The sequence below is a fragment of the Vulcanisaeta sp. genome (genome assembly GCF_049966235.1).
Taxonomy (GTDB): domain Archaea; phylum Thermoproteota; class Thermoprotei; order Thermoproteales; family Thermocladiaceae; genus Vulcanisaeta; species Vulcanisaeta moutnovskia.
This window is the reverse complement of record NZ_JBMFVA010000027.1, coordinates 1-15,267: the sequence shown is the minus strand read 5'-3', so window position 1 is coordinate 15,267 and position 15,267 is coordinate 1. Positions and strand designations below refer to the sequence as shown.

Below are 15,267 nucleotides of genomic sequence, written 5' to 3'. Positions count from 1 at the left end.
TTAAGGCTTAGGTCATTATAGGGAAAGGAGGTTTCTCACTAAGGATTTAATTTCAGTACTGCTTTTAACCTTAGAACTATGCAGTTACCGAAGCCTTGGTATGATCTTAAGGAATACAGGAGAATACGTATTGAAGAAGCGAGGAGCGAGCTAGATATAGCCAAGAAGTTCCTTAAGGAAGGTTTGACTAGGAATGCGGCTGGTAAGGTATTTCAGGCCTGGAAAGCCCTGGTTGCTGCCTTAGCTACTGACAAAAGGGATGAGTTGAGCAGGGTGTTTAGTGGGGGAGGTGAGAATTAGGGGTATGAAGGAGCGTGTTGATAGGGTTGATTGGGTAATAGTCGTGATGCCGACGAGTTATTTGAAGGATGTGGCGATGGTAATTGGTGGTAAGGTCGATCTACTTACTGATAAGGCCTTATGGGTTTACCAATACCAGTATAATGGGCCTGATCCCGAGAGGGTACTTAGTCCCTACAAAGATGATGAGTCTGTGAGGAGGGATATTAGAGACGTTGATTAGAGAAATGGAGGAGATGAGGAGATGCTAAGGAGTATAAATCCTTAAATTAATATCTTAATGCATTATTGCTTCTGTGTATCGTAGGGAGTTATTGGGGCCTGGAAGTGTTGATAAGATAAGTTATACATCATCGGTTATGGATGATGCGGAGATCTTTAGGTACGTAATAATAACGCTAATGGTCCACGTAAACGAACTTGAGAGGGTTGGCGTATTAAGGAGCGATGAGGCTGGCAGGATTAGGGATGCCCTTAGGGATATTTGGCGTGGTGGTTATGAACCGACCAGGCTAACAAGCTATGAGGATGTTCATGAGTATGTCGAGGCAGAGCTCATTAGGAGGTTAGGTAGCATTGGTGGTTGGGTTGGGCTTGGCAGGTCTAGGAATGACCATGTAGCTACGGCAATTAGGCTTAGGTTAAGAGATTACTTACTTGACCTAGTCAAGACTTTGATTGAGCTTAGGAGGACATTACTTAATAAGGCTATTGAAACCGCTGATCAATTAATAATAGGCTCAACGCATAAACAACCGGCTCAGGTCACAACGTTGGGCCACTACTTACTTGCACTAGATGAGTTGACGGCCGATTTCCTAAGCACGTTGATACACGCATACGAGGTGGTTGATAAATCGCCACTAGGCACAGGCCCATTAGCGGGCGTTATAACGCCCATCGATAGGGTCAGGGAGGCTGGGGAGTTGGGCTTTAACGGTGTTGTCAATAATAGCATATATGCCACTGGGTCCAGGTACTTCGCGCTGCAGACTATGTCCTTAGTCGTGTCCTACCTGGTGGAGGTTGGTAGGTTCATCAATAACCTCGAGGCGTGGTTAATGCCCCAACTCAACTACGTAATGGCTGATCCATCGCACCTAGCCACAAGCAGTATTATGCCGCATAAGCACAATCCGGCAACTCTGGAGGTTTTTAGGGCTAGGATTGGTGAGGCCGTGGGGCATCTAGTGGCTTTTTACTCAATAGAGAGGCCTGTCGAGGTTGGTTACCAATTGGATCTCCAGGAGAGTACTAGGCATGTTTGGGCTGTTATGAGGATAGCTATTGAGGGTTTGTCAATACTTAGGGATTTCATTGAAGGCATACGTGTCAATAACGATAGGGTCAATGAGGATATATCCAGGTACCCAATAACCACCGCTGAGTATGCCGAGAAAGTATCAATAAGTAGTCACAAACCATTTAGGGATGTCTATAATGAGGTCGCAAGATCAATAAGGAGCGGCGATATAAGGAGCATAATGCTCAGTCCTCTGGATGTGCTTAGCGGTAAGGGTAACATTGGGTCTCCAAACCCGGCCCAGGTTAGGAACGAGGCAATGAGAAGGTTATCTGATGCGGAGACTATAAGCAATTGGTTACTTAATAATGAATTAAAGGTTAAGAATGTGCTAAGGGTTCTCGAGGATTAAACTTCCTCGGAAAGATAACTGACAGAAAGTACGTACTTATTAAAATAAGGAATTAATGTAAGCCTCCCATAATTCTTCAACCGTGGTGTCATTACCCGACCATAACCACTTAAACGACCTGGCTAATTCAAGTCCTAAGCTCGGGTGTAGGATTATTGGTGTGGCCGTATCCGCTGCCAACCTACGTACAGCATAGTCATGCTCCCTAGTGTCACCACCAGTGATAACTATGTCCATACGGCCACCCTTCAAATCATTAAGCACTTCCCCACTTGGCTCACTTATGACCTTTAACCAGCCATTAAGCTCACGCTTAACGTCATCAATTAAGTTCTCCAGGTATTTATCGTATGTGTATATCAGGGCGTTACTGCGTGGCACCTTGGACGGTATTGTTGATAACCAAGCCTTTAGTAATGCCTCCTCAAACACGCGACCGCTTGAGGCAACCTCACCCGTACTATACATAACAGGGCCGAGTCTTGGGTATGCACCTCTAACCCTGCTCCATGAGAATTGGCTTGTCTTAACCCACCAACGCTTCGGCCTAAGTACTAGGTATTCCCTATCCATCCCTAAGCCATTTAATGCTGCCTTAACCGATAGATCCATTAAATTAATTCCAACAGCCTTACTTGTGAAGGGCATGGACCTACTAGCCCTAACGTTAGCCTCAATTACGTATAGCTTATCACTAACAATAAATTGAATGTTGAATGGACCCTTAACTCCCACCGCTTTAGCTATCCTGAAGGACGCCTCGGCCATACCTCTTCTCCAATAATCACTGAGCCTATAATCAAAATCCCTCGGTGGTATTACCATGGTGCTATCTCCAGAGTGAACTCCTGGTGGTTCTATATGCTCCACAGGCACCACAATTACTGAGGAACCATCACTAACCCCATCAACCTCCACCTCAACGCCGTTATTAATATACTTGGAAACCACGACAGGGTGCTCAGGGCTTATCCTAGTCGCCTTACTGATGTACCTTATTAATTCTTGCCTATCCCTGGCAAGCCCCATGTACGTGCCACCAAGCACGTAGCTGGGCCTCACAATGACTGGGTAGTCAAGCCACCTCTCGACAAGGCTAATCAACTCCTCAAGACTGCTGGCGAAGGTCCATGGTGGTTGATCAAGACCTAACTCATCAAGTAATTTCGAGAACTTGACCCTATCCTCAGCGAGATCCACACCGCTAGGTGATGTGCCGAGTAGTTTAACCTCGTCATTGATCCAGAGCCTAGACTTGCCATAAAGTCTCTGCCCTATTTGACCACCAGCCCATAGAACCACTAGTTTAGGCTTCTCCTTAATCAACATGTTCCTCAGGGTCTCTGGCGTTAATTCATCAAAGAACAACTTATTGGCAAAGTCCCAATCAGTACTCACAGTCTCCGGGTTATAATTAATAATTCCAACCCTAAGCCCTAATCTCCTCAATGCAAGTACCGTGTTTACAACTGCCCAATCAAACTCAACACTAACACCAATCCTAAATACGCCGGCCCCCACGACCAAAGCGTCAACACTAGGCCCAGTATTATCATCATACTCACCACCGTGCGTTAAGTACAGGTAATTAGTACTTGCCGGCCACTCACCGGCCAACGTATCTATCTGCTTAACGACAGGCAGCTTGGCCTGCACATCCTTGCCTAAGGCATTACGAAGTTGCTCCTCACTGAAGCCGAGTACGTAAGCCTCCTCAAGGGCATCCTCACTTAATTGTATCACGTCCCTCTTAATACCCTCGTAAAAGTCGACAATTCTCTTTATGGCATTTAGGAAGAACTTATCCACGCCGGTCCACTTATTAATCTCATCGACAGTTACCCCCTCCCTGAGCAATACGGCTGCGTACAGGAACCAGTATGGCTTCCTCTTCATGACTCTCTCCTTGGCCTCCTCGACACTGGCCTCATTGTATATACGACCACCAACCAGGCCCGGCTCACCAATGTCCAGCATTCTTACGGCCTTCTGCCACGCTTCCTCAAGTGTCCTACCAATACCCATCACCTCACCAATACTCATCATTTCAGGGCCCAGGGACTCATCAACCTCAAACCTGTCGCTCTCCCACCTAGGTATCTTAACCACTATATAGTCCAGGCTCGGCTCGAAGGCAGTCACCGTCCTATTGGTGACCTTATTAATTAACTCGTCAAGCCTATAACCAAGCGTTAACTTGGCTGCTATGTACGCCAATGGGTAACCAGAAGCCTTACTGGCCAGGGCGCTTGACCTACTCATCCTCGGGTTAGTCTCTATAACGTACATTTCGGGTCCTGCTGGGTTAATTGCAACCTGCACATTGCACTCACCAATGAGGTTTATGGCGTTAGCGACGCCTATTGATAATAACCTAGCCCTTTGGTACTCATCATTCGTTAGTGTTAGGCAGGGAGCAACAACCGCGGAATCCCCAGTATGTATGCCCATTGGATCTATGTTCTCCATGCAAACTACAGCCACGGAATTACCATGGCTATCCCTCATGACCTCAAACTCGACCTCCTTCCAACCACCTATGTATTTCTCAATAAGCACCTCCTTTATCTCACTCTGGGCCAGGGCCTTGTGATACTTACTGGTCAATTCATCACTGTTGTACGCAACGAAGGCGCCCGCACCGCCTAGGTTAAAGGAGACCCTAGCCAATACTGGGTAGCCTAACTTACTGGCCGCATCTAAGGCCTCATTAGGTGAGTACGTGGTTATTGATGGTAGTACAGATATTCCGTGTCTACTCATCAACTCCTTAAACAGCTCCCTACTTAGGGCTGACCTAATGCCCTCAATTGGTGTACCCAGTACCTTAACGCCGTACTTCTTAAAGACGCCTATCTCATTTAGATTAACGCATGCAGATAGTGCTGTTTGTCCACCGAAACCGCAGGCAATGCCATCAGGTCTCTCCCTCTCTATAATCTTAACCAGGAACTCAGGTCTTATTGGTGCCAGGTAAACCCTATCCGCGAAAATCCTAGTTGTCTGTACAGTGGCTATGTTGGGATTAACAAGGACTGTCGTAAGTCCCTCCTCCCTATAGGCCTTAAGGGCCTGTATACCTGAATAGTCGAACTCAGCAGCCTCAGCAACCTTAATGGGACCACTGCCAATGACCAAGACCTTCCTAATGTCCATAATTCATCACCATTTTAGCAAACTCATCAAAGACCCAGGTAGTATCATGAGGCCCAGGCTTAGCCTCCGGGTGGAATTGCGTTGTTAGTATTGGTAACCTCTCGTGAATTAGCCCTTCCACGGTATTATCATCAGGCTGCACAGCCCATACCCTAAATCCTGTATTCCTTATTGATTGTGGATCCACGGCATAGCCATGATTATGGGTTGTTACATAGACCCTATTCCTAACTAAATCGAGGACTGGCTTGTTTATGGCCCTATGCCCATACTTCATCTTATACAACTTAGCACCTGCACCTAATGCAACGACCTGGTGCCCCAGGCATATGCCCAGTGTTGGTTTTCTATCTCTAATAATATCAACAACGACGTCGCTTAGATAAGTCAATAGGTTCGGGTTACCTGGCCCATTACTCAGTAGTACACCATCGCAGTCGTTCAGGGCTTTACTCCACATGTGGCATGGATACCTAACAACCCTGAACCCTCTAATTAGGAGATTTCTGACAATGCTCATCTTAACCCCACAATCCACAATCCCGATACATGGCCTATCATCATCACCATAACTAATGATATTTTTCGGCGAGACCAACCTTGTGAAATCTACCTCATCATAACGGGGAGCATTGGCCAATAATCTAAATGCCTCATTGGCACTATTAGCAATTGCGCCCATCATAACACCGACCTCCCTCAACTTCACGGTTAACGCCCTCGTATCAACCCTAAAGATGCCAGGTACGTCCTCCCTCCTCAACCACTCGTCTAAGCTCATTACTGATGTGTAGTGGCTTGGTGACGTAGCATCAAAAACCACAACCCCACTAACCTGGACTGAATCACTCTCCCACTGATCGGGTGATACTCCGTAATTGCCGATTAGTGGGCTTGTGAAGACAAGGATTTGGCCTTTATATGATGGGTCTGTGAGTGATTCGGGATAGCCAACATTGGCTGTTGTGAATACTACCTCGCCAAAGGCATTAGCGTCAACACCAAAGGCGTAACCACGATACACACTTCCATCCTGAAGCACTAAGTAGCGTTTCCTTAGACCGAATCATCCATGCAGGGTTATTATAAATATTTTATAAGCTTTGCCCTTAAGACCTTTATATCACGGCAATGGATACATAATGTATATATATTTGTTTAAAATAGGAGTAAGGATGCGCGGCTTTTCACAGGCAATATCGTTCCTTAGGGAGTCGCCGACTAGAAAGATCGATGTCATTAGGGAGAGGTTAAAGCGTGAGAATAGGGATATCATTAACCTATCGGCTGGTCAACCTGGAATACCGCCGCCCATTGAGGTTAGGTCGTTACTGGCAAAGCAGCTCCTTGAGGAGAGAGGTATGGATTTGTATGGGTATACTCCGAGCCAGGGCATTATAGAGCTTAGGGAGGCCGTGACTGAGGATTTAAAGAGACTTGGTGGTATTAACGTTGATCCAGACAACATAGTAATCATCACTGGTGGTCAGGAGGGCATGTTCGCAACCTTCATGACAATACTTAACCCTGGGGACGAGGTTATTCTACTTGACCCCACGTATTTTGGCTACAAACCAATAATTGAGTACTTCGGTGGCAGAATTAAGAGGCTCGCCCTAAGTATGGATGAGGGTTTTAAAATCGACGTTGAAAGGTTAAAGGAATTGATAACAAGTAGGACCAAGGCCCTGGTCCTTGTCTCGCCAGATAACCCGACAGGTAATATAGTGGATAGGGACACCGCTAAGGCAATAGCCGACCTGGCTAGGGATAAGGACTTCTGGATAGTGTCTGATGAGGCATATAGGACTTTAATCTATGAGAGTGAGCACACGTACATCTATAGATACGCGCCCGATCACGTAATTTCAATAAACACATTCTCTAAAGACCCTGGAATCCCAGGTTGGAGGTTGGGCTTTGTATACGGACCAAGCGATGCCGTACCTAAGCTTAAATTGGCTGCTGAGGAAATGACATACTGCCCACCGGTGGTGGCTCAGAGGTTTGTGGCTGCTTACCTTAAGTCCGAGGTCAGGATGAAGCATCTAAGGTACATCATTGAGGAGTATAGGTCGAGGAGGGATGCCGCTATTGAGACGTTAAGGAATTATTTGCCGGAGGCGCGCTTTATTGTTCCTAGGGGTTCCATGTTCGTGTTCGTCGATATGCCTAGGTACATTAGGGATTCCGAGAGGTTTGCCGAGATCCTTCTTGAGAAGTTTGGCGTTACCGTTATTCCAGGTACGTACTTCAGTGATATATACAGGGCAGCGATTAGGATATCCTTTGTCGTTGAGAGTATTAATAGGATTAGGGAGGGCATTAGGAGAATTGGTGAGGCTGTTAATGAGTATGGAAAGGCTCTATAACCGCATACATTATGCAGTGTAATATTTATAATATTTATTTGTCCTCATTTTCTCCGTATGCTCATTATAGTTAAGGTGGGGGGTTCAGTCATTAGGAAAGGCGTGGATAACCTCATTAAGGAGGTTCCCAACCTAATTCAGTCTGGTCATAAGGTTGTGCTTGTTCATGGTGGTGGTTACTTCATAAGTGAGTTAATGGAGAAGATGGGCTTAAAGCCTAGGTTCGTAACAAGCCCGAGTGGTGTAACCAGCAGGTATACTGATCTTGAGACGCTTAGGGTCTACGTGATGGGCATGATGTCCCTAAACAAGGAGCTGGTGAGTAGGTTGCAGGGCGTTGGTGTTAATGCCGTTGGTCTATCAGGTGTTGATGGTGGTCTACTTAGGGCTAGGAGGAGGGAATCAATGATAATAATCGATGAGAGGGGTAGGGAGAGGGTCGTTGATGGTGGATATACTGGTAAGATAGAGAGTGCAAATGCCGAGTTTCTCCTTAGGTTCCTCAATGAGGGTTTTGTCCCAGTGATAGCCCCAATAGCGATGGATAATAAGACAGGTGGACCCCTAAATGTGGATGGAGATCAAACCCTTGAGGTTCTGTCCTATTCATTAAATCCAGGTTTTGCTGTAATACTTACTGACGTTGATGGCGTCATAGTGGGTGGAAAGGTAGTTAGTAAGGTCTCGGTAAGTGAGGCTCTTGAGCTTTTCAAGAATCCTGAGGTCAAGGGTGGAATGAAGAGGAAGGTGTATACAGCAGCCCAACTGGCAAGTAAGGGTGTCCATGCAGTGATTTCAAATGGCACTATTGAGAACCCTATAACGTCGGCCATCAATGGTTTCGGTACTCATGTTACGCCGAGCTGATTTTCAATTCAGTATATTTATTTTATAATATTATTTATAGATTTAATTGTTGCTGACCGCAATGCTTAAATAGGCTATATTCACGTAATCCTTGATGCCCACAAAGATTGCCTGTCAGGTATGTGGCGCAGACATAAATGTTCCAGATGATGTCCTGGATGGCGAGTTAGTCAGTTGCCCGAGTTGTGGACAGAAGTACCAAGTGGTTATTCAGAATGGCTTAATACAGTTGAAGCTCATTAAGGTTGAGGAGGAGGATTGGGGAGAATAACTGCTGAGAGGTGGTTCTGATTGAAGTCGTTCACTTTCTCTACGACGTCATAAGGCTCGACGAGAAACTCCTAATTAGGGAGTTCGATAATTTAAGGATGAATTATAGGCTTATTAATGCTGAGGAACTAACGTTTGAGTTCCCCAATAGTAATGATATGGGTATTGCCTTCATAAGGACTGTTAGTCAGCATAGGACTCAAATGCTTTCACAGCTTTATGAGGCGATTGGCGGTAGGTCTATTAATCCGGCTATGTCAATATTGATAGGTAATAATAAGGCGGTGACCCTAGCCATACTAAGCAGGCTTGGCGTGCCAATACCCAATAGCGTTATTGCCCTGTCGGGTAGGGTCGCGATAAGGTCGTTGAATAGGGTTGGTATACCTGCCATCGTCAAGCCTGTGCATGGTTCATGGGGTAGGCTCGTAAGCCTACTCGGTAGTTCAGATGATATGGATCTTCTCATTAGGCATAGGAATTCCATGGAGAATCCTCAATATGGCACCTACCTACTTCAGGAATTCGTTAAGAAGCCTGGTAGGGACATTAGGGTTACTGTTGTTGGTGATAGGGCTGTGGCGGCTATATATAGGTACGTGGTCGGTGATGATTGGAGGACCAACACGGCTAGGGGTGGTAAGGCCGAGGCTGTTAGAATAGATCCAGAGCTTGAGGATATTAGTGTCAAGGCAACTAAGGCTATAGGTGCCTATTACGCAGGTGTTGATGTTGTTGAGTCTGACGGAGGCTACAAGATCCTTGAGGTAAATACAGTGCCCGAATTCAAGAATGTCCAGAGGGTTACCGGTGTTAATGTGGCTAGGCACATAGCAGAGCTGGTGCTTGATATGGCCAGGAGGGGTTAACCATGGTATTTAGTGATGAGGCGATGTTAAAATTACTCATGGAGTCATTAAGCATATACTCACCAACAGGTGAGGAGCATGAACTTGCGGAGTTCCTTAGGGATTTACTAATAATGAATGGTTTTAATGCTGTAATTGATGATGTTGGTAACGTAATTACAATTAAGGGCGAGGATAAACCTGTACTTTGGCTTCATGCCCATATGGACACGGTGCCCGGCTTCATAGAGGTTAGGCGCGAGGGCGACAGGATAATTGGTAGGGGTGCGAGTGATGATAAGGGACCATTGATGGCCATGACCATGGCATTCATAGAGACCGACCTGCCCAAAGGCACATTGGTACTTACGGCTGTTGTTCACGAGGAAGGCGATAGCCTAGGCACGGCTAACTTGATCAGGGGTAATCACGTCCCTAGGCCTGACGGAATAATTGTTGGGGAGCCCACCGGCATCAATAAGGTGGTGACTAAGTATAGGGGTGGGTCAAAGGTGGACGTTTCAATAAGCACCAGGGGTGGCCATGCATCGAACCCAGACCTCGAATCGAACTCCATATTAATCGCAATGAGGATTTATGATAAGTTACGTGAGTATTTAAAGGCTGGCACGAATTATGAGGATTTCCTCGTAACACCAACCATAATGAACTGCGGTGAGGCAGATAACATGATACCAAGTAATTGCAGGCTCGTGCTGGATATCAGGATACCGCCGGGCAAATCCTGTAATGAAGTGAGGGATTCTATCAGTAAATTGGGTGCTGAGTTTGGTAATAATGTTGTAATTAACGTTAGGTGGTGTACTGAACCTGTGGAAGTCCCCATAGATAATCCAACTGCAAGGGCCGTATCCAGAGCCATAATTAAGGTATTAAATGAGAAACCCATGCTTGCCAGGAAGTGGGGTACTAGTGACATGAATGACCTTGTACAACTAACAAGAAACCTAGTGGCTTATGGTCCTGGCGATGGCTTAATGTCCCACTCGATGGAAGAATATATACTTATTAGTGATTACTTGAATGCCGTGAAGATATATAGGCAGGCGATTATCGAATTTATGAATATGTATAGGTAAGTATCATATAAATGATTATTTATTAATAAGGGTAAAATTTATAAATTATTTATTTTTCCCTGAAATTGGGGATCTCTATTGAAGTTGGTACGAATGTCAGGGGCTCGGACCAACTAATTAAAATGCTTAGGGATGAGGGTATCGATTATGTAGATGGTGAGGATGTTTTAAAGGAGGTTGTGAGTCAATGGCCGTTACCTCCAGGTTTGCCCTTTGATGGTTTATATGTAGAGCCTGAGGTACCTAACAACTTGTTCATAACTGACACTACCTTTAGGGATGGTCAGCAGGCCTTCTATGTTTATTACTCAATAGATGATGCCATTAAGCTGTTTAGGTTGCTTGCGGATCTTGATAATGGGAGTGGTAGGATTATTAGGAGTGAGTTCTTCCTATATACCGAGAGGGATAGGAGGCTTGTTAAGGCTGTTAGGGAATTGGGCCTGGAATGGCCTAGGGTTATTGGTTGGGGTAGGGCTAGGGTTGAGGATGTGAGGCTTGTTAAGGAGGCTGGCCTTGATGAGATGGTGATGCTAATGTCAATATCGGATATACACATTAGGTATAAGTTTAATTCCACGAGGGATTGGGTGATCGGTAAGTACCTGGAGGTTGCCGAATATGCGCTTAGGAATGGTATTAGGCTTAGGTGCTCTCTTGAGGATGTGACCAGGTCAGACGTTGTAGGTTTCGTAGTACCCTTCGTGCGTAGGCTACTAAAGTTGGGTGATAAGCATGGCGTTGACATAGTCATTAAATTACCCGACACAACGGGTGTGGGTGTTCCCTACCCATTTGTCTCGCTGCCATACAGTATACCGAAGTTAGTGTGGGTGTTTAGGAAGGTGCTGGGTGTACCGAGTGATAGGCTTGAGTTTCATGGACACGGTGATTACCACATGGCTGTTGCGAATGCTGTTGCCGTTTGGTTATACGGTGCCGCGATAAATAATGGTACATTGCTCGGTATTGGTGAGAGGGCGGGTAATGTACCAATAGAGGCGCTGGTGCTTTGGTATGCGAGAATTAAGGGTTCCTTTGATGGTATGAATCCAGGTGCCATTAAGGACATTATAGAGACGTTTAGTTCCATGGGTTATAGAGTACCCATGTACCAACCAATAGTTGGCGAGAACGCATTCACCACAGCGGCCGGAATACACATAGATGCACAGTTAAAGAATCCCATAACCTACCTATCGATGGATCCCAGGATAATTAATCGCGATGCGAGGATAGTCATAGGGCCGTACTCAGGGAAGTCATCAATAAAGCACTGGCTTAGGTTGCATGGTATTGATACCAATAATTTAATAGTAGATATAGTCTTTGAGAGGATTAAGTCGCTCTACGATAATGGGTTTAGGAGAGAGCCTTTAAGTGATAATGAGCTTATGGAGATAGTAAACGATGTAATGAAATCACTCGGCCAAGGCCTTACTTAATGCGGTTACTGCCAGGCTTAAATCATCATCGGTAATGCAGTATGGTGGTAATAACCTGACAGTCGTGCCACCAGCAACACTCGTAAGCAGGCCTAGGCTGATTAACTCATCAACGTAGGCATCAGCCCTCTTCTTCAATTCAACACCGAGCATCAAACCCAAACCCTTGACCCTAAGTACGGGCTTTAACTTGCCAATCTCATCCTCAAGGATTCTCATAAACCTCTCACCCATTAACCTGGCTTTACCTGGTACATCCTCGCTGATCAAGACCTCAACACCGGCCTTGGCTGCTGCCATGGTTATTGGATTACCTGCGAAGGTACTACCGTGCTCCCCAGGCTCAAACACATCACCAAACTCCCTCCTAATAACCGCCACGCCTATTGGTAACCCACCCGCTATTGATTTCCCGGCCGTGAATATGTCCGGCTCAACGCCATAATTCTCAAAGGCCCAGACCCTACCAGTCCTGCCGAACCCAGTCTGAACTTCATCAAATATTAGCAGTACATTCCTCTCCCTGGTGACCTGCCTAAGGGCCTTTAGGAACTCAGGCCTTGCTGGGTTAACACCCCCCTCGCCCTGCACGGGCTCGACAATGACCGCCGCCAAATCCTCAGTGACTAATTTATCGACTTGGTCAACCGCGTTAAATGGCGCGAACCTGACCCTATATGGCATTGGTTCAAAGGTCTTCCTATACTTCTCATTACCAGTCACTGAGAGCGAGCCCATTGTCCTACCGTGAAATGAGTTCAGGAATGCCAGGAATTCCGTCTTCTTACTGACCCTCCTCGCCACCTTAAGGGCAACCTCCACGGCTTCAGTACCACTATTCTGTAGAAATACCTTGCCGAAACCACTCGGTACAACCTTCATGAACTCCCTAATGAACTCAGCCCTGGTCTCGTTATAGAAGGTCAGTGGTACAGTGAGTATCTTATCCAACTGCTCCCTTATTGCATTCACGACCTTGGGGTTCCTATGCCCGAGAAAGGCCACGCCAAATCCCGTGTGCATATCCAGGTACTTATTATCCCTTGAATCCCAAACGTACTGCATGTAGCCCCTAGTAATATTCAGCGGTTTCTTACTGTAGTACCTCGCCAGATACTCATCCTCAAACCTAAGCACGTCATCGCTCATTGCCTAATCACCTCCTAGCCAAATTTAATACATACTCAGCTATTTTACGCGCAATATTAACGCCGGAAACGCTCATTAAGCCCTTAAACTCGGGTATTGCATTAACCTCATTAACTACATAACCATACTCACGACTATAGAGCACATCAACACCAGCATAGTCAAGACCCAAGGCCTCGACAGCCCTTATGGCCATTTCATAAACCTCATTACCAAGCCTAACAGCCTCAGCCTTGCCGCCCCTAGCCACATTACTCCTCCACTCATTCTCAACAGGTCTCCTAATCATTGAAGCAATAACCTCATTACCAACAACGAAGATCCTATAATCAGTGCCATCGCCAATGAATGGCTGAATCATCGATGCCCTTAGGTAGGTGTCACCAAAGGCCTTATGCTTAAGTATTAATTTTAGTTCATCTGCGCTACTGACTAGGCTTACGAGCCTACCCCATGAACCATGGAGCGGTTTAATAATGGCAGGATAATTAACACCATCCTCCTGGGGCATCTCCGAGAACATGAGCTTTGTCGGCACCGCTGGAACACCTGACCTGGCCAGTATTGATATGGCGACGGCCTTATTCCAGGAGTTCTCTATGGCCATACCACTATTTATTGTCTTAATGCCATGTATATTCAATATACGGGCTATTAAACTAGCCTTAAAATGGCTTAAGGGCCTGACAAGGATTATACCGGCATTATTCCAATCCTCATTAAGACTCATCGATATATTGTCAACACTTATTAATTCGACGTCGACACCAAGCCTCCTAAACTCGCTCATGAGTAGTTTCTCCTCAGTCCTTAGGACATCATACAGTATGGAAACCGTTCCATCACTGTCACAGGCTTACGTATAAATATGCTATATAAATATTTCCTCAATCAACATAATATGCCTAGTAATCCCTGGGTAAATAAAGAAAATATTTAATAACCCACAAATCAATTAATCGACCAGGTGGTTATCATTGAAGCGGAATCCACGATCAATAAAGACCTACTCCTTGTGGTTAGTAAGTACGGACCACTAGAACAACAACTACACAACAAACTACTCAATACTGGGCTCAGGGTCTCTGTGGTAAATACCAGGGATGAAGAAGTCAAGCGCCAACCTGGAAAGGCCGTGCTTCTGCTCGACGATGTTTTTGAATCCCTCATAATAGCGAGTTTATTTAACGAAACGTTAAATCCGAGAACAATATACGAGATGGCGATTAATAGGGCATTACTATTTAAGGAGTTGAATAAGCTTGGTTACTCAACACCGAACTTCAGCGTGGCGCTTAATCCCAATGTTGTTGCTAAGGTGATTAGGGGTATTGGTAGGACGTACATGGTAACACCAACACCAGTCCTCGGCCTTGATGGTGCAGTCACGACGTGGGAGGGCGGCAAGTCTGTGGCCGAGCATAGGATGTACATGGAGAACCCATTAGCTAGGATAAGTATATTGATGAAGGCCCCTGACAAAGTGCTGAATACGCAGGTAATTGGCAATCACTGCATTAACTGCAATAACCTTGGCGACATGTTACTAAGGCTCACGAGGAGCCTGAACTGCATTATCTGTACCTACATAGTGGGTATCTATGGTAATGAGCCTCAAATCCTCGGTATAGACCCTAGGATTGAGTTAACAATGGAGAACCTGGATTACGTAGTGAGTGCCATTACGGGGTGGTACAATGGCGAGTGGTAGGTATAGGGTTTGTGTGGTTGGAGCCAGTGGTGTGACCGGTGGCGAATTACTCAGGCTGTTAATTAATCACCCAGGTGTTGAGCTTACCTGCGCAACCTCCAGGGAGTTTAAGGGTGAGTACGTATTTAGAGTGCACCCGAACCTGAGGGGTAGGACCGAGCTAACATTCAGTGACTCCACAATAGACTCAGTGCTTAAGAAGGACGTTGATGTGGTATTCCTGGCGTTACCCCACGGGCAAAGCATTGAGTGGGTTCCTAAGCTCTACGAGACTGAGGTAACGATTGTTGATTTATCAGCTGACTTCAGGCTAAAGGACCCAAACGCCTACGTTGAGTGGTATGGTTGGGAGAAGCCACATCCGTACCCAGACTTGCTCAGTAAGGCTGTGTAT

The 15,267-nt window shown here is 45.9% G+C and carries 14 protein-coding genes and 1 pseudogene; 11 read left to right on the top strand and 4 right to left on the bottom strand.

The window, feature by feature from the left end; translation table 11 throughout:
• Positions 1-78 precede the first annotated feature (78 nt).
• From ACP5L5_RS10690 to ACP5L5_RS10680, 3 genes are all read left to right on the top strand, one after another.
• Positions 79-300: a PaREP1 family protein gene (locus ACP5L5_RS10690; RefSeq protein ID WP_428763680.1), complete on the top strand. Its 222-nt coding sequence runs from the start codon at positions 79-81 to the stop codon at positions 298-300.
• Complete coding sequence (locus ACP5L5_RS10685; RefSeq protein ID WP_428763679.1) at positions 290-523, top strand: hypothetical protein; 234 nt, start codon at positions 290-292, stop codon at positions 521-523. Before ACP5L5_RS10690 ends, ACP5L5_RS10685 begins: the two co-directional genes overlap by 11 nt.
• Positions 524-596: 73 nt before the next feature.
• Positions 597-1,955, top strand: coding sequence for a lyase family protein (locus ACP5L5_RS10680; RefSeq protein WP_428763677.1), 1,359 nt, complete (start codon positions 597-599; stop codon positions 1,953-1,955).
• A gap of 39 nt (positions 1,956-1,994) precedes the next feature.
• Here the strand turns inward: ACP5L5_RS10680 and carB are convergent, their stop codons facing one another.
• Together carB and carA are read right to left on the bottom strand one after the other, a co-directional pair.
• Positions 1,995-5,111: a carbamoyl-phosphate synthase (glutamine-hydrolyzing) large subunit gene (gene carB / locus ACP5L5_RS10675; protein ID WP_428763676.1), complete on the bottom strand. Its 3,117-nt coding sequence runs from the start codon at positions 5,109-5,111 to the stop codon at positions 1,995-1,997.
• Positions 5,101-6,153 (bottom strand): glutamine-hydrolyzing carbamoyl-phosphate synthase small subunit, encoded by a 1,053-nt coding sequence (gene carA, locus ACP5L5_RS10670; protein WP_428763675.1) that lies wholly within the window; start codon positions 6,151-6,153, stop codon positions 5,101-5,103. The genes carB and carA overlap by 11 nt, the downstream gene beginning before the upstream one ends.
• Positions 6,154-6,286: 133 nt before the next feature.
• Between carA and ACP5L5_RS10665 the strand changes: the two genes are divergently transcribed.
• The 6 genes from ACP5L5_RS10665 (at position 6,287) to ACP5L5_RS10640 (ending at position 12,013) form a co-directional block, all read left to right on the top strand.
• Positions 6,287-7,483: a pyridoxal phosphate-dependent aminotransferase gene (locus ACP5L5_RS10665; RefSeq protein ID WP_428763673.1), complete on the top strand. Its 1,197-nt coding sequence runs from the start codon at positions 6,287-6,289 to the stop codon at positions 7,481-7,483.
• 57 nt (positions 7,484-7,540) lie between these two features.
• The gene (locus ACP5L5_RS10660; RefSeq protein WP_428763671.1) at positions 7,541-8,350 is read left to right on the top strand and encodes a [LysW]-aminoadipate/[LysW]-glutamate kinase; all 810 of its coding nucleotides are present in this window, start codon (positions 7,541-7,543) and stop codon (positions 8,348-8,350) included.
• Between the two features lie 94 nt (positions 8,351-8,444).
• Positions 8,445-8,621, top strand: coding sequence for an alpha-aminoadipate/glutamate carrier protein LysW (lysW/argW, locus tag ACP5L5_RS10655; protein WP_013604905.1), 177 nt, complete (start codon positions 8,445-8,447; stop codon positions 8,619-8,621).
• A gap of 10 nt (positions 8,622-8,631) precedes the next feature.
• Positions 8,632-9,489, top strand: a complete 858-nt coding sequence (gene lysX / locus ACP5L5_RS10650; protein WP_428763668.1) for a lysine biosynthesis protein LysX — start codon at positions 8,632-8,634, stop codon at positions 9,487-9,489.
• A 2-nt stretch (positions 9,490-9,491) separates the two neighbouring features.
• A complete protein-coding gene (locus tag ACP5L5_RS10645; protein WP_428763666.1) occupies positions 9,492-10,568 on the top strand; it encodes a M20/M25/M40 family metallo-hydrolase in 1,077 nt (358 codons plus the stop codon).
• A gap of 65 nt (positions 10,569-10,633) precedes the next feature.
• Entirely contained in the window at positions 10,634-12,013 is a 1,380-nt protein-coding gene (locus tag ACP5L5_RS10640; protein ID WP_428763664.1) for a homocitrate synthase/isopropylmalate synthase family protein, read from the top strand.
• On the opposite strand, the gene ACP5L5_RS10635 is transcribed toward ACP5L5_RS10640, so the two are convergent.
• On the bottom strand, positions 11,990-13,162 hold the full coding sequence (locus tag ACP5L5_RS10635) for an aspartate aminotransferase family protein (RefSeq protein WP_428763663.1): 1,173 nt from the start codon (positions 13,160-13,162) through the stop codon (positions 11,990-11,992). The genes ACP5L5_RS10640 and ACP5L5_RS10635 overlap by 24 nt on opposite strands.
• A gap of 7 nt (positions 13,163-13,169) precedes the next feature.
• Positions 13,170-13,988, bottom strand: coding sequence for a RimK family alpha-L-glutamate ligase (locus ACP5L5_RS10630; RefSeq protein ID WP_428763682.1), 819 nt, complete (start codon positions 13,986-13,988; stop codon positions 13,170-13,172).
• Positions 13,989-14,129: 141 nt separating this feature from the next.
• Between ACP5L5_RS10630 and ACP5L5_RS10625 the strand changes: the two genes are divergently transcribed.
• Entirely contained in the window at positions 14,130-14,873 is a 744-nt protein-coding gene (locus ACP5L5_RS10625; protein ID WP_428763661.1) for a hypothetical protein, read from the top strand.
• Positions 14,860-15,267 (top strand): annotated as a pseudogene (locus ACP5L5_RS10620) (N-acetyl-gamma-glutamyl-phosphate reductase); the annotation flags it as partial. The gene ACP5L5_RS10625 and the pseudogene ACP5L5_RS10620, both read left to right, overlap by 14 nt.

Coding starts and splice junctions, on each gene's coding strand:
- ACP5L5_RS10660 (WP_428763671.1), top strand. CDS start 7,541: ATGCTCATTATAGTTAAGGTGGGGGGTTCAGTCATTAGGAAAGGCGTG.
- lysW/argW (WP_013604905.1), top strand. CDS start 8,445: ATGCCCACAAAGATTGCCTGTCAGGTATGTGGCGCAGACATAAATGTT.
- ACP5L5_RS10645 (WP_428763666.1), top strand. CDS start 9,492: ATGGTATTTAGTGATGAGGCGATGTTAAAATTACTCATGGAGTCATTA.
- ACP5L5_RS10665 (WP_428763673.1), top strand. CDS start 6,287: ATGCGCGGCTTTTCACAGGCAATATCGTTCCTTAGGGAGTCGCCGACT.
- ACP5L5_RS10635 (WP_428763663.1), bottom strand. CDS start 13,162: ATGAGCGATGACGTGCTTAGGTTTGAGGATGAGTATCTGGCGAGGTAC.
- carB (WP_428763676.1), bottom strand. CDS start 5,111: ATGGACATTAGGAAGGTCTTGGTCATTGGCAGTGGTCCCATTAAGGTT.
- ACP5L5_RS10690 (WP_428763680.1), top strand. CDS start 79: ATGCAGTTACCGAAGCCTTGGTATGATCTTAAGGAATACAGGAGAATA.